Source organism: Pelobacter seleniigenes DSM 18267 (assembly GCF_000711225.1).
Taxonomy (GTDB): Bacteria; Desulfobacterota; Desulfuromonadia; order Desulfuromonadales; family Geopsychrobacteraceae; genus Seleniibacterium; species Seleniibacterium seleniigenes.
This window is the reverse complement of the sequence record NZ_JOMG01000002.1, coordinates 866,649-892,856: the sequence shown is the minus strand read 5'-3', so window position 1 is coordinate 892,856 and position 26,208 is coordinate 866,649. Positions and strand designations below refer to the sequence as shown.

33 protein-coding genes are annotated in these 26,208 nt (G+C 50.9%); 24 read left to right on the top strand and 9 right to left on the bottom strand.

The window, feature by feature from the left end; all coding sequences use genetic code 11:
• Nucleotides 1-112: 112 nt before the first annotated feature.
• Nucleotides 113-676, bottom strand: coding sequence for a DUF4124 domain-containing protein (locus N909_RS0106825; RefSeq protein WP_029913305.1), 564 nt, complete (start codon nt 674-676; stop codon nt 113-115).
• Nucleotides 677-869: 193 nt separating this feature from the next.
• Here N909_RS0106825 and N909_RS0106815 point away from each other — a divergent pair, with 193 nt between their 5' ends.
• From N909_RS0106815 to N909_RS0106785, 7 genes are all read left to right on the top strand, one after another.
• On the top strand, nt 870-2,117 hold the full coding sequence (locus N909_RS0106815; protein WP_029913303.1) for an RNA polymerase sigma factor: 1,248 nt from the start codon (nt 870-872) through the stop codon (nt 2,115-2,117).
• A gap of 89 nt (nt 2,118-2,206) precedes the next feature.
• Nucleotides 2,207-2,626: a VOC family protein gene (locus tag N909_RS0106810; protein ID WP_029913302.1), complete on the top strand. Its 420-nt coding sequence runs from the start codon at nt 2,207-2,209 to the stop codon at nt 2,624-2,626.
• A gap of 82 nt (nt 2,627-2,708) precedes the next feature.
• Nucleotides 2,709-3,080 (top strand): DUF1428 domain-containing protein, encoded by a 372-nt coding sequence (locus N909_RS0106805; RefSeq protein WP_029913300.1) that lies wholly within the window; start codon nt 2,709-2,711, stop codon nt 3,078-3,080.
• Between the two features lie 36 nt (nt 3,081-3,116).
• Nucleotides 3,117-3,920, top strand: a complete 804-nt coding sequence (locus N909_RS0106800) for a VOC family protein (RefSeq protein ID WP_029913298.1) — start codon at nt 3,117-3,119, stop codon at nt 3,918-3,920.
• 30 nt (nt 3,921-3,950) lie between these two features.
• Complete coding sequence (locus N909_RS0106795) at nt 3,951-4,319, top strand: YciI family protein (RefSeq protein ID WP_029913295.1); 369 nt, start codon at nt 3,951-3,953, stop codon at nt 4,317-4,319.
• Nucleotides 4,320-4,366: 47 nt separating this feature from the next.
• On the top strand, nt 4,367-4,825 hold the full coding sequence (locus N909_RS0106790) for an SRPBCC family protein (protein ID WP_029913293.1): 459 nt from the start codon (nt 4,367-4,369) through the stop codon (nt 4,823-4,825).
• 113 nt (nt 4,826-4,938) lie between these two features.
• The gene (locus tag N909_RS0106785; protein WP_029913291.1) at nt 4,939-5,574 is read left to right on the top strand and encodes a glutathione S-transferase family protein; all 636 of its coding nucleotides are present in this window, start codon (nt 4,939-4,941) and stop codon (nt 5,572-5,574) included.
• Nucleotides 5,575-5,979: 405 nt separating this feature from the next.
• Here the strand turns inward: N909_RS0106785 and N909_RS0106780 are convergent, their stop codons facing one another.
• Entirely contained in the window at nt 5,980-6,537 is a 558-nt protein-coding gene (locus N909_RS0106780; RefSeq protein ID WP_029913289.1) for a dihydrofolate reductase family protein, read from the bottom strand.
• A 199-nt stretch (nt 6,538-6,736) separates the two neighbouring features.
• Here N909_RS0106780 and N909_RS25610 point away from each other — a divergent pair, with 199 nt between their 5' ends.
• From N909_RS25610 to N909_RS0106760, 4 genes are all read left to right on the top strand, one after another.
• Complete coding sequence (locus N909_RS25610) at nt 6,737-6,901, top strand: hypothetical protein (protein ID WP_155005884.1); 165 nt, start codon at nt 6,737-6,739, stop codon at nt 6,899-6,901.
• 307 nt (nt 6,902-7,208) lie between these two features.
• Nucleotides 7,209-7,850, top strand: a complete 642-nt coding sequence (locus N909_RS0106770; RefSeq protein WP_029913287.1) for a hypothetical protein — start codon at nt 7,209-7,211, stop codon at nt 7,848-7,850.
• A gap of 129 nt (nt 7,851-7,979) precedes the next feature.
• The gene (locus N909_RS0106765) at nt 7,980-8,414 is read left to right on the top strand and encodes a hypothetical protein (protein WP_029913285.1); all 435 of its coding nucleotides are present in this window, start codon (nt 7,980-7,982) and stop codon (nt 8,412-8,414) included.
• A 95-nt stretch (nt 8,415-8,509) separates the two neighbouring features.
• Nucleotides 8,510-9,205, top strand: coding sequence for a DUF4328 domain-containing protein (locus tag N909_RS0106760; RefSeq protein ID WP_029913283.1), 696 nt, complete (start codon nt 8,510-8,512; stop codon nt 9,203-9,205).
• 258 nt (nt 9,206-9,463) lie between these two features.
• Here the strand turns inward: N909_RS0106760 and N909_RS0106755 are convergent, their stop codons facing one another.
• The 3 genes from N909_RS0106755 to N909_RS26320 are packed head-to-tail and all read right to left on the bottom strand — an operon-like array spanning nt 9,464 to nt 11,413.
• Nucleotides 9,464-10,510 (bottom strand): IS91 family transposase, encoded by a 1,047-nt coding sequence (locus N909_RS0106755; RefSeq protein ID WP_036682968.1) that lies wholly within the window; start codon nt 10,508-10,510, stop codon nt 9,464-9,466.
• Nucleotides 10,488-10,661 carry a hypothetical protein gene (locus tag N909_RS26325; protein ID WP_342672700.1) on the bottom strand — a complete coding sequence of 58 codons (174 nt, stop codon included), beginning with the start codon at nt 10,659-10,661 and terminating at the stop codon, nt 10,488-10,490. Before N909_RS26325 ends, N909_RS0106755 begins: the two co-directional genes overlap by 23 nt.
• Nucleotides 10,658-11,413: a tyrosine-type recombinase/integrase gene (locus N909_RS26320; protein WP_029913279.1), complete on the bottom strand. Its 756-nt coding sequence runs from the start codon at nt 11,411-11,413 to the stop codon at nt 10,658-10,660. The genes N909_RS26325 and N909_RS26320 overlap by 4 nt, the downstream gene beginning before the upstream one ends.
• Nucleotides 11,414-11,639: 226 nt before the next feature.
• Here N909_RS26320 and N909_RS0106745 point away from each other — a divergent pair, with 226 nt between their 5' ends.
• The 13 genes from N909_RS0106745 to N909_RS0106685 all read left to right on the top strand — a co-directional run bounded on the left by N909_RS0106745 (nt 11,640) and on the right by N909_RS0106685 (nt 21,892).
• Nucleotides 11,640-12,260 carry a hypothetical protein gene (locus N909_RS0106745; protein WP_029913271.1) on the top strand — a complete coding sequence of 207 codons (621 nt, stop codon included), beginning with the start codon at nt 11,640-11,642 and terminating at the stop codon, nt 12,258-12,260.
• A gap of 110 nt (nt 12,261-12,370) precedes the next feature.
• Nucleotides 12,371-12,922: a hypothetical protein gene (locus tag N909_RS25210; RefSeq protein WP_084167549.1), complete on the top strand. Its 552-nt coding sequence runs from the start codon at nt 12,371-12,373 to the stop codon at nt 12,920-12,922.
• A 121-nt stretch (nt 12,923-13,043) separates the two neighbouring features.
• Entirely contained in the window at nt 13,044-13,499 is a 456-nt protein-coding gene (locus N909_RS0106740) for a hypothetical protein (RefSeq protein WP_029913270.1), read from the top strand.
• Between the two features lie 122 nt (nt 13,500-13,621).
• The gene (locus tag N909_RS0106735) at nt 13,622-14,437 is read left to right on the top strand and encodes a methyltransferase domain-containing protein (RefSeq protein ID WP_029913269.1); all 816 of its coding nucleotides are present in this window, start codon (nt 13,622-13,624) and stop codon (nt 14,435-14,437) included.
• A gap of 205 nt (nt 14,438-14,642) precedes the next feature.
• On the top strand, nt 14,643-15,005 hold the full coding sequence (locus N909_RS0106730; RefSeq protein WP_029913268.1) for a hypothetical protein: 363 nt from the start codon (nt 14,643-14,645) through the stop codon (nt 15,003-15,005).
• Nucleotides 15,006-15,134: 129 nt separating this feature from the next.
• Nucleotides 15,135-16,256, top strand: coding sequence for a 2-hydroxyacid dehydrogenase (locus tag N909_RS0106725; RefSeq protein WP_211253929.1), 1,122 nt, complete (start codon nt 15,135-15,137; stop codon nt 16,254-16,256).
• Nucleotides 16,257-16,776: 520 nt separating this feature from the next.
• The gene (locus tag N909_RS0106715) at nt 16,777-17,244 is read left to right on the top strand and encodes an SRPBCC family protein (protein ID WP_029913263.1); all 468 of its coding nucleotides are present in this window, start codon (nt 16,777-16,779) and stop codon (nt 17,242-17,244) included.
• 457 nt (nt 17,245-17,701) lie between these two features.
• The gene (locus N909_RS0106710) at nt 17,702-18,040 is read left to right on the top strand and encodes a carboxymuconolactone decarboxylase family protein (RefSeq protein WP_029913262.1); all 339 of its coding nucleotides are present in this window, start codon (nt 17,702-17,704) and stop codon (nt 18,038-18,040) included.
• 105 nt (nt 18,041-18,145) lie between these two features.
• Nucleotides 18,146-18,811, top strand: coding sequence for a Vat family streptogramin A O-acetyltransferase (locus tag N909_RS0106705; protein ID WP_084167766.1), 666 nt, complete (start codon nt 18,146-18,148; stop codon nt 18,809-18,811).
• 112 nt (nt 18,812-18,923) lie between these two features.
• Complete coding sequence (locus N909_RS0106700) at nt 18,924-19,238, top strand: hypothetical protein (RefSeq protein ID WP_029913258.1); 315 nt, start codon at nt 18,924-18,926, stop codon at nt 19,236-19,238.
• Nucleotides 19,239-19,366: 128 nt separating this feature from the next.
• Nucleotides 19,367-19,789 (top strand): hypothetical protein, encoded by a 423-nt coding sequence (locus N909_RS0106695; RefSeq protein WP_029913256.1) that lies wholly within the window; start codon nt 19,367-19,369, stop codon nt 19,787-19,789.
• 247 nt (nt 19,790-20,036) lie between these two features.
• Entirely contained in the window at nt 20,037-20,600 is a 564-nt protein-coding gene (locus tag N909_RS0106690; RefSeq protein ID WP_029913254.1) for a flavodoxin family protein, read from the top strand.
• Between the two features lie 92 nt (nt 20,601-20,692).
• Nucleotides 20,693-21,892 carry a 6-phosphofructokinase gene (locus N909_RS0106685; RefSeq protein ID WP_029913252.1) on the top strand — a complete coding sequence of 400 codons (1,200 nt, stop codon included), beginning with the start codon at nt 20,693-20,695 and terminating at the stop codon, nt 21,890-21,892.
• 88 nt (nt 21,893-21,980) lie between these two features.
• Here the strand turns inward: N909_RS0106685 and N909_RS0106680 are convergent, their stop codons facing one another.
• The 4 genes from N909_RS0106680 to N909_RS0106665 form a co-directional block, all read right to left on the bottom strand.
• Nucleotides 21,981-22,298: an antibiotic biosynthesis monooxygenase family protein gene (locus tag N909_RS0106680; protein WP_029913250.1), complete on the bottom strand. Its 318-nt coding sequence runs from the start codon at nt 22,296-22,298 to the stop codon at nt 21,981-21,983.
• Between the two features lie 50 nt (nt 22,299-22,348).
• Complete coding sequence (locus N909_RS0106675; RefSeq protein ID WP_029913248.1) at nt 22,349-24,019, bottom strand: molybdopterin-dependent oxidoreductase; 1,671 nt, start codon at nt 24,017-24,019, stop codon at nt 22,349-22,351.
• Between the two features lie 101 nt (nt 24,020-24,120).
• On the bottom strand, nt 24,121-24,969 hold the full coding sequence (gene fghA, locus N909_RS0106670) for an S-formylglutathione hydrolase (protein ID WP_029913245.1): 849 nt from the start codon (nt 24,967-24,969) through the stop codon (nt 24,121-24,123).
• Between the two features lie 29 nt (nt 24,970-24,998).
• Entirely contained in the window at nt 24,999-26,105 is a 1,107-nt protein-coding gene (locus N909_RS0106665) for an S-(hydroxymethyl)glutathione dehydrogenase/class III alcohol dehydrogenase (protein WP_029913243.1), read from the bottom strand.
• Nucleotides 26,106-26,208: the final 103 nt, after the last annotated feature.

Genomic DNA, 26,208 nt, shown 5'->3' with positions numbered 1-26,208 from the left:
AAGTTGTAGGGATTATTCTGTCGTTTAGAGAATCATAGCCGTATTCGGTTTTAAAGGTAAACGGGGGAAAGACATTTTGCTCGGACGGCGGGGCCGGGTCGGCACGATGTCTTTACCTGCTGGTTCGGTTCAGCTCTTGAATCTGTTTTTCCAAATCATTCTGGTTTTGTTTAAGCAGGGTCAGTTCGGCCCGGATCGCCTTGATTTTATCCCTGGCTATGAAGTTTTTATTGCGCAGCTCCATTTGCAGAGCTTTGATTTCCGTCAAAATCCTCTGCTCCTGGAGTTTCCCATAGGACGTGTTTCTGTTGTACCTGCTCAATTGCTTGTTCAAAAGATCCACTTTCTGTTCATAGTCCTGTTGAATCGCAGCCATCGATGCCGTGGTTTCATTGATTTCTTTTTCCTTCATGGAGATTTCACTGTCGAGGATTTCAGCATTGAATCTGAGTCTTATCAAGTCGCGTTTTTGCGCAGCGTTCGGTCCATCATCCGTTCCGGTTTGATGGGTCGGTTTTTCAGCAAATTCAATCACCGACATCTCTTCGCTGTTTGAGCTGCAGGGCCTGTCGGAGTAAATGGTTTTGCCGTTGACTGTGCAGGAATAGATCGCAGGTTCGGATGTGCCCGCCATGAGGAAAAGAAAGAGGGTTGTCACTGCCGCTGTTTTTAGCATGAAACTTTCATTCGCTATTGAGCAGGTCGTAGGTCTGCTGATGGCCCATGGGTGAAATCACTTTGCCATCATAAGCTGGTGTTTCGGCACAAATCAAATGATCGTCAAGTCTGTCCATCGTTCCCCGTCTTTCCTCTCATACGGAAAACGCCCCCTTCTTGACGCTGGTGACCACCAATTTATACACTGCAATATGACCTCTCTTTTCGTTGAACAACGCATTACAGCGATCTTTCGCCATGAATCGCGGCGGGTACTGGCCACTTTGATTCGCCTGTTGCATGGTAACTTCGATCTCGCCGAGGATGCCCTGCAGGAGGCCTTTATAGCGGCATTGTCACAGTGGCAGCACGAGGGTATCCCAGACAATCCAGGGGCTTGGCTGGTGTCTACCGGTCGATTTAAAGCTATTGACCGGATACGTAAAAGCACACGCCTTGATAACTTTCTTAAAGAGCTTGCCCAAACTCTGGAAATAGAATCACACGCTCAACAGTCGGAAGATGACGAAGAGATAGAAGACGACCGGCTGCGGCTGATTTTTACCTGCTGTCACCCCAGTCTCGCCATGGAGGCGCGCGTCGCACTGACCCTGCGGGAAGTGTGCGGCTTGACCACCGAGGCTATTGCCGCGGCGTTTCTGGTGCCGGTGCCGACGCTGGCGCAACGCATTGTCAGGGCGAAAAACAAAATCCGCGATGCGGGCATTCCTTATGAAGTGCCCGAGCCCGAAGCGCTGCCAGAACGCCTGGACGCCGTGTTATCGGTTATTTACCTGGTTTTTAACGAAGGTTACACGGCCTCCAGTGGTGCACAGCTTACCCAGAGAGACCTCTCGGCAGAGGCCATTCGTTTAGTAAAGCTCTTGCAAGAGTTATTGCCCAATGCCGAGGTTACCGGCCTGTTGGCTCTGATGCTGTTACACGATGCCAGACGTGACGGACGCACCAGCACCAGCGGCGATCTGATTCCCCTGGAAGCACAAGATCGCACCCGGTGGAATAGGGCCCAGATCCGCGAAGGCTGTGATCTGGTGGTAAAGGCCCTGCGGTCTGGCCCGCCTGGCGTGTATACCCTGCAAGCGGCCATTGCCGCCGTCCATGCCGAAGCGCGGACGGCGGAAGAGACCGACTGGGCGGAAATCACTGGCCTTTATGATGTTCTGCGGCGAGTCAATCCCTCCCCAATCGTGGAACTCAACCGCGCCGTTGCCCTGGCCATGCGTGACGGGCCGGAAGCCGGCCTGCAGGCCATTGATAAACTCATGAATCACAAGGAGTTACAGCGTTACCATCTTTTATACGCCGCGCGCGCCGACCTGTTCCGCCGTCTCGGTCAATCACAGGACGCCATTCACTGTTATCAACAGGCCCTGGATCTGGCACAGCAGGAGCCCGAAAGGCGGTTTCTGCAGCAGCGATTGGCATCACTTCAAAAATAAATTTTAGAGACTGTCGAAACTGCTGTCTGGCCGACGACTATTGGGTGACAACACCTTATCACTGACCCGATACCAAGGAGTATTCAGCGATGACAGCCATGATTTTTGTCAACTTACCCGTCACCAATCTCAACACATCAATGGCCTTTTACCAGGCTCTTGGTTTCGAGAACAACCCCCAATTCACTGACCAGACCGCCGCCTGCATGGTGTGGAGTGAAGCAATTCATGTCATGTTGCTCACCCATGATAAATGGCGCCATTTTACCGATCGCCCAATTCCACCTGCCAACACCAGTGAGGTGATGCTCGCTTTGTTGATGAGTAGCCGTGAGGCCGTCGATACCATGCTGCAGAGCGCTGCTGACAAGGGCGGAACCGCCGATATCAATCCTGTCCAGGACTTGGGATTTATGTACGGCCGGGCCTTGGCGGATCCCGACGGCCACATATGGGAAGCAACGTGGATGGATCCAACGGCGATGCCCGCGGAAGAGAAGAACCGGTAAAAAATTCTCTGTCCTGTCGATCTTCAGCGGGAATCAACGCCGAAAAGGTGAAACCACTCACGAACGATTTGAGGAGCTGAACATGAGTTATATCGATGGATTTGTCCTAGCCGTACCCAAAATCAAGAAAGACGCCTTTATCGAGCACGCGGGTATTGCCGACGCCGCCTTTATGGAGTGGGGCGCCACCCGTATTCTCGAATGCTGGGAAGACGATGTCCCGGATGGCAAAATCACCGACTTTCGCCGGGCGGTACAGGCAGAGGAAGGAGAAGCCGTGGTATTCTCCTGGATAGAATGGCCCGACAAAGCGACCCGCGATGCCGGTATGGAGAAAATGGTGGCAGCTATGAAAACCGACTCTCGCATCAGCCCGGAGAAAAACCCCATGCCCTTTGACGGCATGCGCATAATCTTCGGGGGCTTTGTGCCGGTAGTGAAGCTCGAAAAATGATCGCCTGCCATCCACTGACAAAAGTGAGGAAAAAACATGCCCAATCAACACGGCGAATTTATCTGGTACGAATTATTAACCGACCATAGCGACAGTGCGGTGCGGTTTTACAACGCAATTCTTGGCTGGCAGGCGACCGACAGCGGCCAGCCCGGAATAGATTACCGGATTTTCCACGCCCGGGATGAGGACAGCGGAGAATCCCACGCTGTCGGTGGCCTGATGCAACTCACCGAAGAAATGCGTCAGGGTGGCGCCAAGCCGGTATGGCTGGGTTATATCGGCGTGGACGATGTCGATCAGACGGTTGGCAATATCATTGCTGCCGGTGGCGGCGTGCAAATGCCTGCAACGGATATTCCCAACGTCGGCCGCATCGCCATGATAACCGATCCTCACGGCGCTCCGTTTTACGTCATGCGGGGTATCAGCAACAAAACCAGCCTGGCTTTTGCCTCGGACAAACCCCGCGTCGGGCACTGTGCCTGGAATGAACTCGTCACCCCCGATCCTGAAGCAGCCAAAGCATTTTATTTCACTGAATTTGGCTGGAGCAAAGAGGGCGAAATGGATATGGGGCCGCTGGGGCGTTACGAATTTATCCGCCATAACGGGATCATCGGTGCCCTCATGCCCAAACCGGAAGCGCTGCCGATACCGCTGTGGCACTACTATTTCCGTTGCGCTGACATCGACGATGCCTGCAAGGCCATGACCGCCAACGGCGGACAAATCCTGCATGGCCCCGATGAAATCCCCGGCGGGGACTTTATCGTCAAGGGCTTCGATCCGCAGGGAGCGCTGTTCGCCCTGGTTGGCCCAAAAAAACAGCCGGCTTAAAAAATCGACTATGACGTGGGGAATAAAACTATGAAATACCTATGCCTCGTTTATTACGACGAAAAGAAAATGCAGCAACTTTCCCAACAAGAGTGGGACAGCCTTAACCGGGAGTGCATGGAATGCGTGGCCGGTTTAAACAAAGGCGGTCATTTTCTCGATGGTGCGCCACTGTTATCCACGGATACCGCAACCACCCTGCGCATGCGCGATAACAAAGCGCTGGTGACCGATGGTCCCTTCGCAGAGACAAAAGAGCAACTGGCGGGGTTTTATATGCTGGAAGCGCGGGATATGAATGAGGCGATTCGTCTGGCAGAGAAAATTCCGCCGGCGCGCTATGGCTGCGTGGAAATCCGCCCGGTGCGGGAATTGATGGAGCAGGGCAACAGCCGTTGATCACTGACAAATCGACACACAACTCACTGAATAGATAGGAGATAATTATGTCTAATGAAACCGGTACAGTTCGGCTACACCGTGTACTGCCCGCCCCGGTGGAGCGGGTCTACAAAGCGTTCACCGACAAGCAGGCGCTGGAATACTGGCTGCCGCCCTACGGTTTTACCGGCACCATCCATGAAGCGGATATCCGCGAGGGTGGCGGTTATCGCATGTCTTTCACCAATTTCGGCACTGGCAGCAGTCATTCGTTTACCGTTGAGTATGTCGAAATGGTGCCCAACAAACGCATCCACCATACAGATCGTTTTGACGATGCCAACCTGTCTGGTGAAATGCAAGTCACCATTGACTTTAAAGCGGTGTCCTGTGGCACGGAAATAAACATTGTCCAGGCAGGTATTCCAGCGCTGATTCCTGTCGAGGCCTGTTACCTGGGCTGGCAGGAATCACTGGAACAGCTTGCCCGGTTGGTGGGTCCGAATATTCCTGATCATGAATAAAATTATCGATGATGGAATTTTCCCCTGAATTCATGACGTTGTTGGCGAGTTGAACCCATCATTGGTCATCGCAGGTGGACAGTCAACCCGATACCGAGGGGAAAGGAGAGAGCATGACCGAGTTGATTATCTGGACTCTTGACTGGGTACCCGAAGGCCCACGAGGTTTTGTGCGCGATTTGAGGCTACGATGGGCCTGCGAGGAAGCTGAACTCCCATACCAGGTCCAGACGGTTCCGTTCGATGGCCGCGAAACCAATCATCTCGCGCAGCAGCCTTTTGGACAGGTTCCCTTCCTGACCGACGGAGACTTACAGATATTCGAAAGTGGTGCAGGCTTGCTGCACCTGGCCCGAAAATCCGACCAGCTGATGCCGCGCGATCCCGTTGGTGAAGCGCATACCCTGCAATGGGTTATTGCCGCACTCAACTCGATTGAGGTGGTCACCATACCTTGGTGGTTTCTGAAGGTATCCGGTAACGAGGACAATAGTCTTGCCGGCTGGATGGACATGCGCCTCCAGCAACTGGAGAATGTTCTACGCGAGCGAGATTGGCTTGCGGCAGATCGCTTCACTGTCGCGGACCTGCTGATGGCAGATGTATTACGTGTATCGAAGGTCCGCGCGTTCGGCAACCGCCCGGCGACCGAAGCCTATGTAGCGCGCATAACCGATCGTCCCGCATTTAAAAAGGCTTACGCCGATCAGATCGCACATTTCGAGGCGGCCGACGGGAAGCGGGTATAAGCGATATTCCGGTCACGCAGCAAGGCACCATGTCCGACAGTTGAACGGTCAAAAGGCCAGAAATTCAACGCAAGGCTATTGTGGAAGCCAATCCCGATAACAATACCGTGACTTTGCCTTCAAAAGGCAGAGGGGGAAGAAATCCGCTGGGCTTATCGCTCCTTCGGGCACCGTTAAAAATCATTGGAGATTTATTCAGATCTCTCGATCGAGGTAATTAGTTGGCATCCGGAAACTCGGGATAGCAACGCATAAATTTTCAGATTGGAAACGAGCAATTTTACGTTGTGGCAAGGAAATCAAGGGGTTGCGCGGAGGCGTAGTCCTTTACGCCGCACAAGAAAACCCGCAGATTGACACCGCCACAGTGGAAAAGGGCCGTTTCCGGATGAAAACTTAATTAGCTCATATTTTTCTTGTGATGTCATAACGCAATTCAACCATGCTCGACCCCATCTGACGAACGGATATCAGCTGTAAAACAGGACTTAATGCAGCCCGCGGAAATAACGGTTTGCCTTTACCCAGAGTGACTGACCCAATTTGAACAATCAACTCATCCAATAATCCAGCATCGTAAAATTGACCGGCCAGGTCGCCGCCTCCCACTATCCAAATGTTCTTATTGTCCGCAGCTTGCCGCATTTCCTGATGAACCTCTTTTACATCGCCGCTGACAAAGCGGATATTAGCACCGTCAATAGATGGCAATTTACGGCTGGAAAAAATCCACGTGGGTTGGGTATACGGCCACGGCTCTCCGGCTTCTTCCGCCACTTTTTCCGCATTGCGCAGCATCCACTCATAGGTCGCTGAGCCCATCGCCAATGCACCAACCTCGGCAATGAATTCCGGGTAACTGGAATCCCCCAGTTCACCCAGTGAGAAAAGCCACTCGAGCGAATCATCCTCTGTGGCGATGAAACCGTCGAGACTTGTTGCTGTATAAAATTGTGTCTTCATGGCGCCATCTCCCTTACAGATGTCTGAACTTTGGGGTGGATTCTCAAGTTGTTGTAGAAACCCTCCATGAGAACGAATCAGCGTGAATGGCTGAGTTTTGATCGGTTCGGCTTTCTCACAGTGCGCGCCATCCTTCGATAGCAGGCAGTTTCATTGGATAATTATATATGAATGCTCATTTCTGCACAGGTTGGCGGCTTTGGTTTTTGAAACGGTCCTTATTAGGAAATACGATGAGTGTTCCCGTTTTTCCGGCATCGGCTCCACCGGCATCGTCATCTACGGGATCTCCATCAATGTTGGGCGGATGTTTTTTGTCGGTGTTGATTTTTTGCTGGTTGGGTTGAAGTTTTATCTGGAGTGAATCCGGGGAAGATAGAGATCTTGTAATGTTCTGCGTTTGAGTGTAGTTTTGTAGAGCATTGTTTCAAAAAATGAGAAGAGAGCCGTAGTTTGTGAGATTTTGGGGGAATCTGCAGATTGCGGCTTTTTTTGTATGTTTGACCTTGAGCTGATTTGTGGGAAATTTGCTATATATCACGCAGAGAAAATTTTCAGAAATTTGTCAGAACCACTTGATATTGTTTGGAAAATAAGAATTTTCTTAAAAGGCAGCCGTGTTATAACGCGGCTAATATCACGTATATTACATGTTAGGGCTCAAAGGCACGATGAAAACAATTATTAAGCAGAAAATTAAACCAAATATCGGTGCACTCTGCTTCTTTGCGTTTTTGCTGGTCATGGTTGCCTATCTTGCTGCTTTCAACAATGAACTAGTAGGCAAGCCTATTTCGGCACATTTTGACCTAGTCAATGACGGTCGATCTATTTCCAAAAATGAATTTCTACAAAAAGTAGAGAATAATTTCAGAGTTACTGCTTATCACGCAGAGGATGTTGGGGCTACGCTCGAAAAACCCGCATTACATCTAACCCTGAAAGAGGGGCAAAAAGTCATACTCAGTAAAACACTTATGCCTCGCTTTTCCGAAGGCGCGGGGACAAGACGTGGGACCACCTCATATAGCCATTTGAATTATGGGCTGTTTGAAATACCCAAAAGTGGAAATTACAACATCACAATAGAATCTAGTAGCAACCTAAATGGCTACGATATTTTTCAAGCCAGGGTATCTACGCACGGGAGCGATGGCACTCTTCATTTCTTACAAATAATTGCCACTGCATTTTTGTTTTTATCAACGTATTTGAGGCAGCAGGTTTTTAAAGGAAGCTTTTTGAAAAGCGTAATTGCTTATTCACTTTTTGTTGTATTGGGAGTTTTCCCCCTTGCTCTATCATTTATATAAAAACGCCCTAACCAGTCAATGAAGGCGGACGGAAAATAGCTGGGTGCTCCCCGACAAACAAAACCAAATTGCGGTAATAGACCGAAACAGTTCGTCGCCGCCGCTTATCTCAAACCGTTGGGCATTTTGATGGAAATTAATTTTAATAAAGGCGTCGACAATATTGTCTTTGGGATGACCGAGGAAGAGGTAATTAACGCCCTTGGGAAGCCGAATAAAACTGTCATTACTGACGAAGAGAATCGGGATTTATATTTTTATGCGATCAAATTGGTTTTAAAAATTGAGCGTGAAAATGACTGGCGGTTAGGATGGATTGAGGTGCGCAACAAAAACGCCACTCTTATGGGCAACAATCCTTGGCTACAAAGTCGAGAGTGCCTTCTCGAACAGTTATCCCATGCTCTGGGTGAAGCCTTCGAGTTTACTGATTACGGTAGCTTTGAGTCTTATTGCTTCAACGAAAATTGGGTAGAGCTGCAATACGAACTCGGGGAGCTTAGAACAATTAATTTCGGCGTTCTTTACGGGGACGATGACGAGCCTATGTGGCCGCCAAGGTAACGCCCAACCAAGGGCTCCAGCGGATTTGCTACACGCTGCGCGTTCCGCAAACGCGCTGAGCCCAATCGTTAGCTGCAAAAAATGGAGGGAACACTGTGGAAACAACTACGAAAAATGGTGATTTTATCCAAAGTGGAAAAAAATCAAAAATCCTGATAGTGATGTTTTTCATCTCAATTGCAGCAGACCTTATCGCCGTAATCTCAGGGATCACACAATATAATTTGTTAAATTCGGCCTTGGCTGGTGCGGACATTACTCAATCAGCGGCTGAAGCGAATGATGCGTTTTATGGGATAGCCGGAATTTTACAAGTTACTGCATTTGTATTAACCGCAGTTTTTTTCCTAATGTGGTTCTATAGGGCCCACAAGAATTTAGTCCCACTTGGTTCTAGTAATTTACAATATTCACCGAAATGGGCTGTTGGTGGCTTTTTTATCCCATTTCTCAACTTGGTTCGTCCCTACCAAGTAGCAAAAGAAATTTTTCAAAAAAGTATCCCCCCCGAAGATAGTTTCATTTTTTTAAATTCTGACTATAAAACACCATCGGAAAACATAATTAAAAACTGGTGGGGTTCTTTTATAGTCATGAGCTTTGCCGGAAACTTCGCTGGAAGACACTATATGCGTGCAGAAAGTATTCAAGAAATATCAACTGCAACAAGCGTGAATATGGTCGCAGATTGTTTGTCAATTGTTGCTGCAATTTTAGCAATTAAAATGGTTAAATCCATTGACTCTCTTCAACTGAATCGTCATCAGAGTATTTCAATACAAAGCAGCTAACGAATAAGGATAGATAGCGCGAGGGACGAGCCGCGATCTTATCCTGTGGTTGGACAAGCCCGGTCTTTATAGAGACAAAGCAAATATATCGAATTGATTTTGAGGGGTGTGAAGGTCTTGAATTTCTTTCTCTTTTTTCAGGGTGAGCGGGAGCCTTTCACCTGCTGCGAGGCTAAAAAATCAGCTCACGATTGACGTCATAAATCTGTGGTCCCTCCTCTGCCGGAGTGAGAACAAAGCGATGCCGGGGGATTCAAGTTAGCCGGTCAGATAGATCGGTCGCCGAAAGGCAACGACTTCCATCGCCGCTTTGCAGTGCGGACAACGGAACACCGGTCGTGATCGCATGGGAATCGGTTCGACCATGACGCGCAGAACAAGCTGCACCAACCGCAAGAGCCGCTTGGCATTGCCGTGCAGGAAACCGTAATCCCGAACCCGGCGGAACCCTTTGGGAAGCACATGCTGGAGAATCAGCCAGAGAAAATCTTCCCCCTTCAGGGTGCGGGTGCATGTTTGTCCAGCGCTACTCCGGTAACGGAAAGTCACCTCGCCATTTTGGCAGGAGATGATGTTGGTTTCGGCAATCACACCGCGATAGAGGTAGCGAGACAAATATTTCAGCGCCGGTAAGCCCGTGCCCACATGTTGACAGTTGACAACCCATTGCGGCGGGGTGTTGGGCGGAATTTTCAACGGCGTATTGCTGAGCGCCGCCAGAAAACGGGCCCGAAAAACCCGGGCCAGATTGAATTCGTTAAACAGGTACCGGCCCTTGACCTTTTTCCATTGTCGCCTGCGCCTGTCAATCCCCCCGCCGGGGACGATCACATGGAGATGCGGGTGATAATCAAGCCGCCGAGTTTGAGTGTGAAGCACCGCTGTCATGCCCAGATCGGCCCCCAGATGTTTGGGGTTCAGCCCGAAATCCTTCAGGGTGCTGATGGCGCAAGCAAAGAGGCAGGTGTAGATCTCGGCTTGAAAGCGCCTGGCCAAAGAGCGAAACTCAGCGGGCAACGTCAAGGTCACCATAAAGTAGGATACTGGTAACAACTTGCTCTGTTGCCGATCCAGCCACCGACTCGCTTCATAGTTCTGGCACTTCGGGCAGCTCCGATGGCCACACGAAAGAGGTCGCCAATGGGCTTGCTCGCATTCCGGACAGCGGAGATACAGCTCCCCTGCGGCGGGAGTCCGGCAGCGTCTGATGGCCCGAAGAGCACGGCGCTGACCAGGGCGCAACCGGCCGGCATACTGGGTCATGAAAGAATCGTAAAATCGTTCAACGATAGAGCTCAGATCCATCATCGCCTCCCAGAGAAAGAGGCAGGGAATTGATCAGGCGATTAATGGTGAGCAGAGACTCTTTTTCAGTGACATTGGTTAGGTGAGCATAGCGGGCAGTGGTGGTGGGACTGGCATGACCGAGTAGATTCTGAATATGGCGCAGACTCAGACCGCGTTCAAGCAGATGGGTGGCAAAGCTGTGGCGCAGAGAGTGCGTGGTGATTTTTTTTTAAACCCGCACTGCGCGGCAAGGACCTTGATCGTTTTCTGCACGCCGCCCCGGTCCATATGCGTTGTCGCCCGCCGGATCGTCTGCGGTGACCCGTTGGCATTTGGAAAGAGGAGATGCGGGTGACGATGCACAGACCACAAGGCCCTCAAGGCCTGATAGGTGAGGTCGGGCAAGGGAACAAAACGATCCTTCCGGCCTTTTCCGCAACGGATATGAACCCGTTTTTGTAACGCATCAATGTCGCCAACCTGGAGGGCCAGAGCCTCCTCCAGGCGGAGCCCCATGGAATAAGTGGTCAGGAAAAACACCCGGAAACGCAGCTTGCGCGCCGTCGCCAGCAATATTTCCACCTCTGCTGTGGTGAGAATGTCCGGAAGGGATTGGATTTTTGGCGGTTTGATGATGTTGATCCACTGCCAGTTTTGTTTGAGCACATGTTTCCAGAAGAATTGCAGGCCGTTCCGGTCGACCTTGACCGTACTCCAGGAGTGGGAGTCGACCAACTGGCCGAAGTAGACTTCCAGTTGATCTGGCGAGAGTCGGTCGGGACAGCAATCGAAATGCTGGGCCACCCGGCGGACCGCACGGGCATACACATCGATGGTCTTGTCACTTTTGCCCTGCAACTTCAGCATGCGCAGGTGACGTTGGTAGAGATCGTTAAAGCGGGATTGTTCCGATGATTCCATGATAAACTCCTTTGCTCAGAGGGCCCTGAATTGGGCCATGCCAAGAAGTTTACCCTGAAGCTGGAGTTGGTAAGATTGTGAGCTGATTTTTCCCGCCGCGCTAGCGGCTTTGTTCAACAAACCAATCAACCGGACGGAAAATACGTCTGTTCTAAATTGAGGAGTTCGGTGGGATGCGGTTCCCGCGTCGCCGCCCGGTTATCACTACCGTTAGACAATAAACATTATGAGAAAGCTAAAAGCACTAGCAGAGAACCCACTAGCACCACTGATAATATCTTTAATTGCTGCCATAATCTCTTTAGTGGGTTTGACATTTGCTTATCAAGCCCACGAATTGAGCGTTCTGCAATATAAGCAAGAACGGTATTTAATACTAAAAGGAAGCTTTGGCGAAAAAGGTGATGAAATACAAGTTACTTCGGCAACCAGTGAGTCTCATTTTCTTGAAGGGGAGGTATATTTCCCTCCGTCGATATATGCAGATCCGACGCCTATAGACTCTTCTGGAAAATTTTGGGATATGGGTTCCGTATTATATGAACTGGAAAACCATATTTTGAAAAGGGTAAAGCCTGAAGATGGGACCATAAAAATGCTTACCAATAAAATTCCGATAATAATAAAATCATATTACGCATCAAAAGGTGAATCATACACCGATGTTTCACTTTATACTCTCGGGATGATATCGCAAATAAACGATGGGAAATATTCACGACCAATAATCACGCTTAACAGTTTAAATTTTATAGCGCATCATAATGGCAAAGTAACAATTACACCTGAAGAGTTAGACAATTTCCTGAATGCCGAGGGCCTGTATGTACCGGCTAGAACACCATAGATGCCTAAAAAATAATAAACCGGACTGGTGATATAGGTGCGATTCTCGAAAACATTTCTACTAAATTGTACCGACCCGTCGCAGCCGGTTATCTTACTGTTGGGCATCAAATGAATAAATTAGACTATCAATCTGACACAGAATGGAAGGAACACTCATTTTCGAAAATATATGAGTGCAGTGAATTGTCGGAAGGAACATGCCGAATCGTCGCGGGCGTACCAAATGGTGATCCTGCGGTTTTTAAGCGCTTAGCATTGTGCCTTAAGCCACCATATTATTTGCTATATGTACTTCACACTCCACGAGGCGAGGGCGATCCTGGGCGCTACCAAAGTCCCGGCTTATCAGCAGTACAGTTATGCGAATTCATCGCACGATTTAAATCATTTCTTTCCGCGGATGCTCGGTTTGATATTTGGGCACATTCTCCGTCTGAAAATGCCACGGTAGTTTGGGAGAGACATAACCTCATATATGCATATGGTCCTCTTGAGAAATTCTCAACAGAGCTAAGTTCAATGGGTTTCAGCAAGGGTGAGTTGAATATACCCTTTCCACATCAGCATCACTATCAGCATGAAATGGATGAGGACGCTAAAAGCCTTCTTGCTTTTTGTGAATGGTCTTACTCGCCATTACGTGCAGAAGACAAACAGTGAAAATGCCCAGCCAGATAATAAAGCCGACGGTTAATAGCTCTGCGGTTTTCGTAAAGCTTTCTGCCAATTTGAGAGGTTACTCTGCCGCGGCTTGTTCAAGCCGTTCGGTGCACAGGCTATAATGAAAAATATTAAACTCCATATTATTTACTTAACTGTGATAGTTGCCCTCGGCATAGCACTTTTTATTACGAATACACCCAATTTATTACGTTGGTACTTTTATCGCGATGGCGTAGTTTATATGGAAATTAAACAGGATGTTGACATATCCAATCCAGAGACGGGCGATGTGATTGGTAAAATTTATAGCGGAGCAGTCCTCCAGGGGCCATCAATCGAAGATTTAGACGATACCGATTTAGGAGACAATGATCGCTGGAAAATCCTGCTGGATGCAGACGTAGTCAAAGGGGAGCATCGGAAATACATCAATTCTAGTAATAGAGAAAAGCTTAAAATCCCTTTTCGCTACGTATTGAAGAATACCGAACACTTATCAGGCCCCCGGCCGTCAAGAGTAAAGAATAGCGTTAACGTAAAAGATTCATCTTTTCGTTCTTTGACAAGCGACTGATCTACTAGCAACCATCCGGGTTCTGACTTGGGCTTTGCTCCGCGGCGCGTTTCGCAAACGCGCTGAGCCCATTCGTTAGGCAAAGCCAGAAATAACCTCTCACCATCCAGGACCTCAAGCATATGGACCAAAGCCAACCCGGTCGTTATACGCACGGACATGAGAGCAGCACCCTCGCTTCTCATAGCGCACGAACAGCTACAAACTCAGCGGCCTATCTTTTGCCCCATCTAAAGTCAGGAATGCACGTCCTAGACATTGGTTGCGGGCCCGGAACGATTACCTTGGATTTGGCTGCGCTTGTCTCACCAGGAAAGGTCGTTGGTATAGAAAACGTCGAGGCGCCACTACTTGCCGCCCGCGCTGAGGCTGCCGCTCGTTCAGATGTCACCACAACATTCCAACTCGGGGATGCTCTGAAACTGCCCTTCGAGAACGAATCTTTTGATGCTGTACACGCTCATCAGGTTCTTCAGCATTTGACCGACCCTGTAACCGCTTTGCGGGAAATGGTACGGGTGTGCAAATCAGGCGGTTGGGTTGCCGCCCGCGATGCGGACTATGCCGCCATGTGTTGGTATCCAGAACTTCCGGAACTCGAGCAATGGCGACAAACCTATCGTGCTGCAGCCCGCGCCAATGGAGCTGAACCTGATGCCGGGAGGCGACTCCGAGCATGGGCGCATGCGGCTGGTATCTCCGCCCCACAAGTCACGGCTTCCGTATGGAATTACGCCAATACGGAAATTTGTCAGTGGTGGGGTCATGGGCAGGCTGACCGTTGTGCGGGTGAAATTTTTGCCCAACAAGCCAAAGAACAAGGACTGAGTGACACAGATATTGCGGGCATTGTCGATGCGTGGCGCAAATGGGGCGAAGAACCTGATGCTTGGTTTTGTCTACTTCACGGTGAATTGCTTGCGCAAATCTATCGGTAAGCCATGGCATAGCACGCGTAACTCCAGAATCAACGCGGACGGAAAATTGCCGCGCAATTTCTCGAATACATCGGTGATACACGCAAGTTCGCGTCGCCGCCGGTTATTCAAGGCCGTTATATTCCAGGAAGAATGAATGTGCTCATTTCTTTTTTTATGATTTGAGACAAGCCCAAAAACAAAAAACGCTGCCAAGCGTCGTGTCGTGTTGGAAGCTGTGGATAATGTTTTTTCTCAATTGCGCCAAAAAGGGGGCAAGGCTTTTGCTGAATATCGCGATTTTGTTTGCCAGGAAGAATCTGAGGACATTCAGCATTTCTTTTCCCTGAAGAATCTTCCTTCGATACTTGGCTCTGAACACTTTATTGACATGATCAAAGAGACGTTCGGTGACCTACATAAAGATCTGGAGCTTTCAAATCGTGAAGTCCTGTCCGTTGACGGACAGGCGGTTATTCAAGCCGTCTGCGCTGTTTGCGATATTGACAAAGAGCAACTGTTCACGTTTCAGCGTGGTGTTGCCAATGTCCCAAAAAAAAATGGCAATGTCCGCATTCAGAGAGCATAGTCAGAAAACGCTGAGAGAGATAGGTGCTGTCCTGGAGTGCAACCGCTACAGCACTGTCAGCACGGCTATTTCAAGATTTGAGTTTATGGTGGGAGGGGATGTTACTGTCCGGGAAATGGATGTGCGGCTATGCCGGGAGATGAAAATAAGTCAACCGTAGATTTGACCCCTTCTGACCCTTCTTGGTCATCTGCAAGTCCAGAGAGTCGGATTCCATCTGAAAATTTCATTGTTTCGACCCGTATTCCGGCAAGTTGCGTGGCAACGGCCACAACCAGCCTGCGTCTGATTGAGCTTGTGGAGTGTGAGGAGGTAAAAAAAATGTCTATCGCCATTATCTCTCCCGGCCATGACCGTAGTGCATGGATCCATGCGCTGCAGACACATCAACCTGACCTGGAAGTCGAAATCTGGCCTCAGATAGGCGTTCCGGAGCGGGTCGAGCTTGCACTCTGCTGGAATCAGCCTCCCGGCAGTTTGAATCATCTTCCCAACCTGAAATTGATTTCTTCCTTCGGGGCAGGGGTCGACCATTTGCTCAACGACCCGCATGTCCCCGCGGGCGTCCCAATTGTGCGTCTGGTCGATCCGAATCTGCGGCAGTCCATGGCGGAATATGTACAACTCGCCGCCCTGGGGCATTTCCGACGCTTTAAAGATTATAGCAGCCAGCAAGAAATGAAAACCTGGCAACCTCTGTCGATTCCAAGCATTTCAGAGGTGAATGTCGGCATCATGGGGTGTGGTGACATCGGTCGGTTTGTTGGTGGCAAATTAGCTTCAATTGGCTTCAGGGTTCACGGCTGGAGTCGAACGCCGCAGCAACTCGATCATATTGTGACCTATAGCGGCGAGAAAGAGCTGGCAAAGTTTCTCGGATACAGTAACATTCTTGTCTGTCTTCTGCCGCTGACTGCGGCGACGGAGAATATTCTCAATAGCAAACTTTTCGATCAGCTCCCGCCGGGAGCCTATCTTATAAATGTAGGCCGCGGCGCTCATTTGGTCGAGGCAGACCTGCTGAAGGCTCTTACCTCAGGTCAGCTGTCCGGCGCCCTGCTGGATGTCTTTCGGCAAGAACCGCTACCGACAGAACATCCCTTCTGGCAACATGATAATATCCAAATAACTCCGCATATCGCCAGCATCACCAATCCTGCTTCCGCAGCGAAGCAAATCATTTCGAACTATGATCGTCTGCGTCAGGGAAAAGAACCATTGAATATTGTAAGTCGTCAGCTTGGCTACTGAATGTCTTTCAGCCGATCAAATGATTTCTGAGTCTCAAAATCGTGACTTAATCTCAGGATTTTTTATGGAACACAAAATCGGCCCACTACCTTCACTGTAAATTCAAAAGTTTAGTTGAGTAAGCCTTTTGATATGGCGACAGATGAAATTGAAGTCCTGTCCGTTGACGGACAGGCGGTCTTTCAAGCCATCTGAGCTGTTTGCGATATTAACAAAGAGCAACTGTTCGCGGTTCAGCGTGGTGTTGCCAATGTCCCAAAAGACATGGCAATGTACGTATTAAGAGCGCAGAGTCAAAAAACGCTGAAAGAGATAGGCGCTGTCCTGGAGTGCAACCGCTACAGCACTGTCAGCAAGGCTATTTCAAGATTTGAGTCTATGATGAAGGGGAATGTTACTGTCCGGGAAATGTATGTGCAGGTGTGTCGGAAGATGAAAATCAGTCAACCGTAGACTTGCCCCCTTCTCTTTGACCTCTTCTTTTTACTACAGACTCGTTAGTCTTCTTATAGGAGAAATCATGAGTTCAATTAAACATGAAGTCTGGATAGATGCGCCTCAAGAAAAAGTGTACAAGCTCCTATCAAGTGCAGAAGCTATAAGCACATGGTGGGACAAGCAAACCATAAAGGAAACTTCCGAAGGTACAGTTTTGGAACATTCACCGGGTCCCGAGCATGGAGTGGTTAAGTTTCTAGTGTTGGCTAATGAACCAAGTACTTTAGTGAAGTGGCGTTGTATCTCCAAACATCCCAATAACACCCCGGCGTCGGAATGGACGGGGACGGAAATTATTTTTAGAATTGGCGGCAGAGATAGTTCTGAGGTCGCAATGGACAAATGGGCTAGTAATGTGCCGATTCAAACGGTCATCAAATTCGAACACTGTGGCTGGCCAGCCTCTTCTAAATACTTTGCTTTCTGCTGTAAGGCTTGGGCCGATGTTCTTAGTAGTTTAAGTCAGCAGGCAGTCAATAATGCCAGCTAACAAGACCTTCAACTCCGATCCCAAAAACGTCGCGGCGTTATGCTTTGCTGCGCTTATAACACGAGCCCACGCCACTTCTTGGGCGGGTTAAGGCGGCGTTAGGCCTAAAAAATAAAGAGCAATTGGATTTTTTAAGCAGATAATATCAAATACGTCTGTGCAAAGTTGAAAAGCAAAATCTAAAATTGCGGTGATGTTCGAGCGTTTCGTCGCCGCCGGTTATCACCAACCGTTGAGGCTGTAGGAAAACCCTAGAGATTGCAAAGTCATTGAATTTTAAGGGTCATAAAACCATTCGGTGAGTCAAGAAAGTTGATCTGAGGGTAAATTCCGAAGCTGATTTTTTAAAAATATTCGGGCGTAGGATTTCCCTACACCTTCGTTGTATAGCTCAATAAAATAGCAAGAAAGCAATTTTATCGACCGATGAAAATTGGAATTGAAGAAAGGGGTCAACATGGAGAAGTTGAAAGAACTCACCAAGAAACGAAAAGAAGCCCATTCAAAACTACTTTCCCTCAATTCAAAAGTTTACAAAGCATTTCTCAAGATGGAAGAAGCTGCCTTTTCCGATGGCGCACTTCAGAAAAAGCATAAAGAATTAATCGCAGTCGGAATCTCCGTCGTTATCAATTGTGAATCCTGTATGCAATGGCATATTGAACAATCAGCTCAAGCCGGTGCGTCACAAGAAGAGGTTCTCGAAGCAATCGAGGTTGGAATTGAAATGAGCGGTGGCCCAGGAACTGTCTCAGCTCGATTTGCACTTGACGTAATAAGCGAAATTTACCAATAAATTCAAAAGGCTGTGCAACCAGATAATCAAGCGGACAGAATGCCCAAGCTGCTAAATCTGAAAAGGTTCAGTGGTGCTCGCAAGGTCGCGTTGCCGCCGAGCTCTATGTTAGACATCTCAACAGGAGTCCATTTGAACGGCCCGAATCCACTAGACAAGCACCCGATGGCGGGTTTCCCGCAGGTATGCTTCATCAAGAATACTGTTACCAATCCGAATATCGTCATTGGTGACTACACCTACTACGACGATCCTGAAGATTCAGAGGACTTTGAGCGTAACGTTCTTTACCACTTTCCGTTCATTGGGGACCGTCTGGTCATCGGGAAGTTTTGTGCGATAGCCCGTGGCGTCAAGTTCATCATGAATGGCGCAAACCACAAGATTTCCGGCATCTCCACTTATCCATTCCAGATTTTCGGAAACGGGTGGGAAAAGGTCATGCCCCAGCCCGGTGACCTTCCTTACAAAGGCGATACCATCATTGGCAACGATGTCTGGATAGGGTATGACTGTCTCATTATGCCCGGCGTAAAAATCGGCAATGGTGCAATCATTTCCTCGCGTTCCGTAGTCGTTAGCGATGTGCCTGCCTATGCCGTAGTCGGAGGCAACCCGGCAAAGGTAATCAAGGAACGCTTTTCGCAAGAAATTGTCTTGGCGCTTGAGAAAATCGCTTGGTGGGACTGGCCAATTGAAGAAATCACAAAGCACTTGGCCGTTATCGTGTCCGCAGACGTTGAAGCGCTGAGGGTGTGTACCGATGTCTAACCCTTATCAGGCCCCGGCCGGTAAACGGCCTTAACCAAAATTAGAATCTGAACTGTAGGACGGTTGATTTTTCGGTTTTTCTACAGACTCGTTGGGCGTCAAAGGAACCGTCATGGAATGGCTAGAACCGTGGTGCTCCGTCATGCAAATGGGGGAACAGATTGCTCAGAGTTGGCAACGGCAACTGCAAATCGAGGTTTTGCCCGGTCACTCCTTATTTGGCAAACCCGTAAAGCTCTTAGCTCGCGGCAACGGAGACGACGCACTCTTTGAAATCTTGGACGGAAGTGGTCGCGTTGCAAATGTCCATCTCACTTGGTCCAAGAGTCAGGAACGTTTGCCTTGGCCGAGAACAGACATCTATAGCGGCCTGCAAGATTGGGGCGAACGGGTAATGGTCCCGGAACATCAGGAGTGGGTAAATTGACATTACCCATTTGCTGGCCAACTCATCATTCCACCGGACCTGCGCGAAAGCCTGTGAATTCAGACGTTAGCCGCCATGTGCGACGGTGTGCCAACCACCATGAACGGTGCCAAAATCAGGAGTAACGTATGTCCCCTTTTTATATGATGCTGATCCTGTTTGCTATGGTAGCACTACTCGGCTTTGTGTATGTAATTCGGTGGGAACGTCAAAAGTTTTTCTCACGGGGTTTGGCGAGTTCCTGGCTAAAGGTTCGCCTCTCGTCGATTCCTGCAGCATTGATAGCTGCAGGAATCGTTGTGATCCCAGCCGGAAGCACATCGGGCATGGAAGGTCTTGCGGTTTTTTATATACTGCTCTTCTCTGTTGCACCGCTGATCTGGTTCGGTGCTCATTGGGCGGTCGGCCGGCTGGTAAGGCCACAACTCTCGTTTGCAGACTCGGTACTTATCGCGGGTTTGCCCCTTATATACGTTCTGGCGCTGGCCGCGGTCGCACCAACCTTACAGTCTCTCGCATGGTCGCTGTTGAGGGCGTTAGGTGCAAAATAGGAAGGCCGCAACAACCTTGGCGGCTAACCATTCGTTGCAGGCGCAACGGCCCTGACGGGCTTCGGCTTGAGCTCAAACTGTGAGGCTGTAGAAAAATCTCAGAGGTTGCAAAATTATTGAATTTCAAGGATTCAGCGAGTCAAAAAAGTTGATCTGAGGACAAATTTCGAAGCTGATTTTTTAAAAATATTCGGGCGTAGGATTTCCCTACACCTTCGTTATGTTTTTAGGGCACAAGGAAGAAGAAATGAAAATCATCGGATTTACCGCAAGCCCACGGAAAAAAGGAAATACCGCCTGGGTAATGGACAAGATACTTGAAGGTGCAAAAGAGCAAGGCGCCGAAACCCAATCCTGGCATTTCAGCGATCTCGACATAAAGCCCTGTCAGGGTTGTCTTTGCTGTCACAATGGGGAAGATCGAAGTTGTATCATTCATGACGACATGCAGGAATTGTATGGTGCGATTGAGAGTGCGGATGCTCTTGTCCTCGGCTCGCCGGTTTATATGGGGCAAATGAGTGCACAGGCGAAAATATTTGTCGATAGGTTGTTTTCTCTAATTTCTCCGCGATTCTCACCGTATTACAAAGAAAAAGTTATAAAAATGAAGCTGATTCTTGTATTTACTCAGGGTAATCCTGATACTGACATGTTCAAGGTGTATTTTGATTATACGAAAAGCATGTTCCAGTTACTTGAGTTTGATGTGAGAGGAGTACATGTGATTGCGGGTATGAGAAATGGACCAGCGCATGAAAGAGAAGGCCTTGATATGACTATGAAAGGAATCGGATCGTCATTGTTGTAGTTATATTTCGGCAAAAAATGTCCCTTGCCAGAACCCAGGAAGGCACTACTCTTTAATGAGTAAGATGCTTTTTCCCAGGACAGGAGACGACTATGACGGCATATAAAGGGACGATTGGAATTCTGACTGGCGGCGGCGATGTCCCCGGGCTGAATCCGGCGATCAGGGCGATTACCGTGCGGGCGTTGCGCGAGGGGTTCAAGGTCATCGGTATTCGGCGCGGCTGGGCCGGGCTGGTGGATATGATTCCCGATCCGCAGGCGGACAACAGCAATAATTATCGCGTACTGAGCGAAGATCTGGTCAACCGTGCAGGGCGGACCGGCGGGACCTTTCTGCATACCTCGCGGACTCGGCCGAGCCATCTGCCGCTGAGCAACCTGCCTTCCCATCTGCGTGATAAATATCAGGACGACATCAATGATGTGACCGCGGATGTGCTGAAGAATATTGAATTTCTCGGCATTGATACGCTGATCCCAATCGGTGGCGACGATACTCTCAGCTATGGGCTCCGGCTGCATCAGGAAGGGGTCAAGGTGGTGGCTATTCCGAAAACCATGGACAACGATGTTCCCGGCACCGACTACTGCATCGGTTTTTCCACCTGCGTCACCCGTACCATCGAAATGACCCACAGCCTGCGCACCTGCGCCGGTTCCCACGAACGGTTCCTGGTGCTGGAGGTGTTCGGTCGGTATGCCGGCTTCTCAGCGTTGTTGCCGGCTATGGCCGGGGCGTCGGATCGTTGTATTATCCCCGAGTATCCTTTTGCCATCGAGAAGCTGGTGGAGCTCCTCAGCCAGGATCGACATAAACATCCGAGCAACTACTCGGTCGTGCTGATTTCCGAGGGCGCAACCATGTTGCATCAGAACAATATGTCCTTTGAAGGGGATGAGCAGGATCAGTACGGGCATAAGAAGCTTGGCGGGATCGGTGATCAGGTGGCCCGTGAGCTGAAAGAGTTGTCACCGCAATTCAATGACGGCCGACGGGTCAATGTCGTGAATCAGCGCCTCGGCTACCTGGTTCGTGGCGGTGACCCCGATGCCATCGATTCCATCGTGCCCATGGCGTTTGGCAACCTGGCTCTGGATTTGGTGCTGCAGGGGATCTCCGGCCGTCTGGTCAGCCTGCGCAACGGTTGCTACGACAATGTGCCCATTGACGTGGTCACCGGGCGGAAGAAAATTGTCGATGTCCACAAGTACTACAACGCCGAGCGTCTGCGCCCCCGCTACGAGTCCTTTTCCCGGCAGCCGCTGTTCATCATGACCAGTGATGTTTAGTGGTATTGCGGACGGATGTTCTGGGGCGGTTTCGGCTGATCTGTTATCCGTGGCTTAGCTCCAGATCTGACTTTTCCGGCGGGGGGAATTAAACACCGTAGTCGCGCTCGACCTTGGCGACCCGAACCCGAAAGGCGGAGTACCATTTGTCCCGTCCCCGCCTTTGCGCCAGTTGGTGCTTGGCGTTCTGTTTCCAGGCGCTAATCGCGTCCAAGCTTTCCCAGTAGGAAACGGTGATGCCCAAACCGTCCCGGGCCGATTCAACCCCCAGAAAGCCGGGCTGCTTGGCCGCCAGCTCCAGCATTCGGGTGGCCATGTCGGCATAACCGTTATCATCAGCGGTTCGCTGACTGCTGAAAATGACTGCGTAATAAGGCGGTTGCGGAGTGGTAGCAAGCTCTGCCATGGTATCCTCTTTTTACGATCCGGTTCTTTGTGCAGCTCTTCTGTCGCGCCTCAAATCTTCTCAATCTCCACATACACCGCATACAAGGCCAGCCCGTCCCCTGAATCCGTCAGTCGGTTCGGGATGGCGTTGTTGGTATAGCCTTGTTTCATCGGAATATTCTTCCAGCACATCAGGGTGCCCCGGGCAATGTCGTCCGTGACCAGGGCGCTGGCGACAAACTCGCCGCAAGGACCGCAAATGCGCAGATCGTCGCCGGTTTTTATGGCGCGGGTGCTGGCGTCGGCGCTGTTGAGGTGAACCACCTGCAGCCCCTGCTCCATCCCCGGCAGGGTTTGTGAGTTGAGGTAGCTGGCGTGGGAGGCGGTCAGCAGTTGGAACTTGTCCCGCGATTCGGGCATGGTCAGATCAAGTTCTTGGGTCCGGTAGGTGCGTTGGGGCATTTCAGTTTTTTTGATCTGGGCGCGTTCCTTGATCTTCAGGGGCAGGTGCAGTTTGCCGGCCAGCAGGGTGGCGGCGTCGACATCGCTCAGTTCGCTGGTCAGGTTGGTGCGGCTGTAATTGTGGGAGAAAAAGTTGCTGGCCATGAAATCGCTTTGCGCGAACATGCCGCCGACTTTCAGGAAAAAGGTCGCCTGCTGCGCAGTCTCATCGTGATTGGTGCCGATCACCAAACTGGGGGTTGCGCTCATCCCGGAGCGCCAGAGGTGGATGTCCGGCATGGTCATGAGCGGATTGGCGGCAACATTGACAAACAGGTCGAATTCGCCGGCGGCTAGAACTGTGGCGAGTTGGTCGACATGGATCTGGCCGGCAAAGTTGGCGTGCGGTTTTTCCCACAGCCGCTTGGAGCCGTGGCCCCAGAACAGCAGATCCTGCATGCCGGTTTTCACCGCCAGCCGGTTGATCCAGCGAAAGGCGTTCATGCCGTTGCGCTGGCGCTGCAGCCCGGAGCCCTGGATGTGGGCGGTCCGGCCACCGCGGATACAGGCTAGCAGGTCAGCAAAGTCCTCCGTTGAGACTCCGGCGGTTGCGCACAGCGCGGCGGCGTTGTAGCCGCGCTGGTGGCCCAGTTCGACCAGCAGGGCGCAGGCGAGCAGGCCGTCACAGCCCGGATTGATGAGGATGAACCGATCAGCCAGGTCGGCGGTGCGGGTTTTGACCGGGTCGATATAGATGATTTTTTTTCCGGCCCGGCGCAGCTTCTTCAGGTAGGCATAAAGATGCGGGCTGGTTGCCGCGGCGTTCCTGCCGTAAATGATGATGGTGGCGGCGTTTTCCAGTCCGGTGATGTCCGGGTTGGCCAGGACTCCGAAATCAGCGATGTGCGCAGCCGTGCCGGTATCGTCGCAGGGTCCGCCGGAGACGTTCCAGCAGTTGCCGAAGCTGGCAAAGAGCTGGTCCCAGCAGTACATGTTATAGGCCAGGCTGCCCGAGCCGCGCTGGAAAAGAATTTTTTTCTTGCGGAACGGTTCCAGAAAAGTGGCCAGGGCGGTCAGCGCGTCCTGATCGGTGGCGTATTCACATGATCCGCCAGCCATGCTTTGCCATGATTTGAGGCCATTGTTGATTTCGCGCCGGGCAAAAGTTTTGAACTTGGCGCAGACAAATCCGGGATCGGACCAGGGTTCGGCAATCCCCTCCACTTTGAACTCCGGGGCAACGGCCGTGATTCTGGCGGCACAAAGGTCGGGGCAATCCTTGCTGCAAAAAAAGTTCATCACCATCCTCCCGGGTCAAATCGGTTTGTCATTGAGGCGGATTCTAGCAATGCCCCGGCAGGGTTGCAATAAAATCAGCAAAGCATTCCTTTTGATGAAGCTTAACTTTCCAGAAGTCGTTCGCAATGAAACAGGATATGGTCTTCGATAAAGGTCGCAATGAAAAAGTAACTGTGATCATAGCCGGGGTGCATGCGCAGCTGCAGGGGGACATCGTGATCACTGCAGGCCTGCTGCAGCAGGTCTGGTTTGAGCTGTTCGACCAGGAACTGATCGGTGGTGCCCTGGTCCACCAACAGCGGAGGCGGGGAGGTGTGCTGACGAATCAACTCACAAGCGTCGTAACGTAACCAGGTGCTGGAATCCTCTCCCAGATAGCGGCTGAAGGCTTTTTTTCCCCACGGCACCTGAGAGGGGGCGCAGATCGGCGCAAAAGCGGAAATTGAACGGAACCTGGCCGGGTAATTGAGCCCCAGAGTCAGCGCCCCATGCCCGCCCATGGAGTGTCCGGAAATACCGACCCGTTCGGGGCTGATGGGGAAGTTATGAATCACTTGGGGAAGCAGCTCATCGATCAGATATTGCTCCATATGATAGTGCTGATCCCAGGGCGTTTGAGTGGCGTTGAGATAGAATCCGGCCCCCTGACCAAAATCCCAGGCGCCGTCCGGATCATCGGGAACATTCTCGCCGCGCGGACTGGTGTCCGGGCAGAGGATGGCGATCCCGTGGTGCGCAGCGTAACGCTGTGCTCCGGCTTTCTGGACAAAATTTTCATCTGTGCAGGTCAACCCGGACAGCCACAGCAGCAGCGGAACCTGTCTTTGCTGTGCTTGTGGCGGCATGTAGAGCGAAAAGGTCATGTCGCAGCCGAGAACCTGGGACAGGTGGCGGAAGCGGAGTTGTTGTCCTGCAAAGCATTTGTTGGCAGCGAGTTGGTTAAACGGCATAGCGTCCTCTCCTTATGCAGCCGGGGCGGTCAGTAAAGCACGACGGAACGAATACTTTTGCCTTCGTGCATAAGCTCGAAAGCGTGGTTGATCTCCATCAACGGCATGGTGTGGGTGATCAGGTCATCGATATTGATCTTGCCGTTCATGTACCACTCGACGATCTTCGGGACATCGGTACGGCCACGAGCCCCGCCGAAGGCGCTGCCCCGCCAGACCCGGCCGGTGACCAGTTGGAAGGGACGGGTGCTGATCTCCTGGCCAGCGCCGGCAACGCCAATGATAACCGATTCGCCCCAGCCTTTGTGACAGCATTCCAGCGCCTGGCGCATGGTATGGACATTGCCGATGCACTCGAAACTGTAATCTGCACCGCCGTCGGTCAGATCAATGATGGCGGCAACCACGTCATCGGTGTCTTTGGGGTTGATGAAGTCGGTCATGCCGAATTTCTCCGCTAAGGGAACTTTGGATGGATTGATGTCGACTCCGATAATCCGGTCGGCACCCACCATCCGCGCACCCTGGATGACGTTCAGGCCGATGCCGCCGAGGCCGAACACCACGACATTGGAGCCCGGCTCAACCTTGGCGTCGAAGACGACTGCGCCAATCCCGGTGGTGACCCCGCAGCCGATATAGCAGACCTTGTCAAACGGCGCATCGGAGCGGATTTTGGCAACGGCGATTTCAGGCAGGACCGTGAAATTGGCGAAGGTCGAGCACCCCATGTAATGAAGAATGGGGCGCCCGTCGAGAGAAAAGCGGCTGGTTCCGTCCGGCATCAGCCCCTGCCCCTGAGTGGTGCGGATCGCCTGGCAGAGGTTGGTCTTGGGATGCAGGCAGAACTGACATTCCCGGCATTCGGGGGTGTAGAGGGGGATGACATGATCGCCCGGTTTGACCGAGGAGACGCCCGGTCCGACCTCTCTGACAATACCGGCTCCCTCATGACCGAGGATGACCGGAAAGGCGCCTTCCGGGTCATCCCCCGATAACGTAAACGCATCGGTGTGGCAGATGCCGGTGGCTTTCAGCTCCACGAGAACTTCTCCGGCCTGCGGTCCTTGCAGATCGACCTCGACTATCTCCAGCGGTGCGCCTGCAGCAAAGGCGACGGCAGCTTGGGTTTTCATAGCGACTCCTGTGTGAATCAATGGTGATGGGGGCGAATTGTCCATGCTGAGAACCAGAGTTCCAACAGTCTCTCGTCAAATTATTACATAAATTGTCATAATT

Bases quoted from the DNA above. Each gene is read 5' to 3' on its own strand.
- N909_RS0106710 (WP_029913262.1), top strand. From the start codon at position 17,702: ATGGAGAAGTTGAAAGAACTCACCAAGAAACGAAAAGAAGCCCATTCA.
- N909_RS0106680 (WP_029913250.1), bottom strand. From the start codon at position 22,298: ATGGCAGAGCTTGCTACCACTCCGCAACCGCCTTATTACGCAGTCATT.
- N909_RS0106745 (WP_029913271.1), top strand. From the start codon at position 11,640: ATGAGAAAGCTAAAAGCACTAGCAGAGAACCCACTAGCACCACTGATA.
- fghA (WP_029913245.1), bottom strand. From the start codon at position 24,969: ATGCCGTTTAACCAACTCGCTGCCAACAAATGCTTTGCAGGACAACAA.
- N909_RS0106735 (WP_029913269.1), top strand. From the start codon at position 13,622: ATGGACCAAAGCCAACCCGGTCGTTATACGCACGGACATGAGAGCAGC.
- N909_RS0106740 (WP_029913270.1), top strand. From the start codon at position 13,044: ATGAAAAATATTAAACTCCATATTATTTACTTAACTGTGATAGTTGCC.
- N909_RS0106675 (WP_029913248.1), bottom strand. From the start codon at position 24,019: ATGAACTTTTTTTGCAGCAAGGATTGCCCCGACCTTTGTGCCGCCAGA.
- N909_RS0106780 (WP_029913289.1), bottom strand. From the start codon at position 6,537: ATGAAGACACAATTTTATACAGCAACAAGTCTCGACGGTTTCATCGCC.
- N909_RS0106685 (WP_029913252.1), top strand. From the start codon at position 20,693: ATGACGGCATATAAAGGGACGATTGGAATTCTGACTGGCGGCGGCGAT.
- N909_RS0106770 (WP_029913287.1), top strand. From the start codon at position 7,209: ATGAAAACAATTATTAAGCAGAAAATTAAACCAAATATCGGTGCACTC.
- N909_RS0106815 (WP_029913303.1), top strand. From the start codon at position 870: ATGACCTCTCTTTTCGTTGAACAACGCATTACAGCGATCTTTCGCCAT.
- N909_RS0106705 (WP_084167766.1), top strand. From the start codon at position 18,146: ATGTTAGACATCTCAACAGGAGTCCATTTGAACGGCCCGAATCCACTA.
- N909_RS0106690 (WP_029913254.1), top strand. From the start codon at position 20,037: ATGAAAATCATCGGATTTACCGCAAGCCCACGGAAAAAAGGAAATACC.
- N909_RS0106785 (WP_029913291.1), top strand. From the start codon at position 4,939: ATGACCGAGTTGATTATCTGGACTCTTGACTGGGTACCCGAAGGCCCA.
- N909_RS0106765 (WP_029913285.1), top strand. From the start codon at position 7,980: ATGGAAATTAATTTTAATAAAGGCGTCGACAATATTGTCTTTGGGATG.
- N909_RS0106800 (WP_029913298.1), top strand. From the start codon at position 3,117: ATGCCCAATCAACACGGCGAATTTATCTGGTACGAATTATTAACCGAC.
- N909_RS0106795 (WP_029913295.1), top strand. From the start codon at position 3,951: ATGAAATACCTATGCCTCGTTTATTACGACGAAAAGAAAATGCAGCAA.
- N909_RS0106700 (WP_029913258.1), top strand. From the start codon at position 18,924: ATGGAATGGCTAGAACCGTGGTGCTCCGTCATGCAAATGGGGGAACAG.
- N909_RS0106805 (WP_029913300.1), top strand. From the start codon at position 2,709: ATGAGTTATATCGATGGATTTGTCCTAGCCGTACCCAAAATCAAGAAA.
- N909_RS0106810 (WP_029913302.1), top strand. From the start codon at position 2,207: ATGACAGCCATGATTTTTGTCAACTTACCCGTCACCAATCTCAACACA.
- N909_RS0106825 (WP_029913305.1), bottom strand. From the start codon at position 676: ATGCTAAAAACAGCGGCAGTGACAACCCTCTTTCTTTTCCTCATGGCG.
- N909_RS0106790 (WP_029913293.1), top strand. From the start codon at position 4,367: ATGTCTAATGAAACCGGTACAGTTCGGCTACACCGTGTACTGCCCGCC.
- N909_RS0106695 (WP_029913256.1), top strand. From the start codon at position 19,367: ATGTCCCCTTTTTATATGATGCTGATCCTGTTTGCTATGGTAGCACTA.
- N909_RS25210 (WP_084167549.1), top strand. From the start codon at position 12,371: ATGAATAAATTAGACTATCAATCTGACACAGAATGGAAGGAACACTCA.
- N909_RS26320 (WP_029913279.1), bottom strand. From the start codon at position 11,413: ATGGAATCATCGGAACAATCCCGCTTTAACGATCTCTACCAACGTCAC.
- N909_RS0106755 (WP_036682968.1), bottom strand. From the start codon at position 10,510: ATGGATCTGAGCTCTATCGTTGAACGATTTTACGATTCTTTCATGACC.
- N909_RS0106725 (WP_211253929.1), top strand. From the start codon at position 15,135: ATGCCGGGAGATGAAAATAAGTCAACCGTAGATTTGACCCCTTCTGAC.
- N909_RS0106665 (WP_029913243.1), bottom strand. From the start codon at position 26,105: ATGAAAACCCAAGCTGCCGTCGCCTTTGCTGCAGGCGCACCGCTGGAG.
- N909_RS0106715 (WP_029913263.1), top strand. From the start codon at position 16,777: ATGAGTTCAATTAAACATGAAGTCTGGATAGATGCGCCTCAAGAAAAA.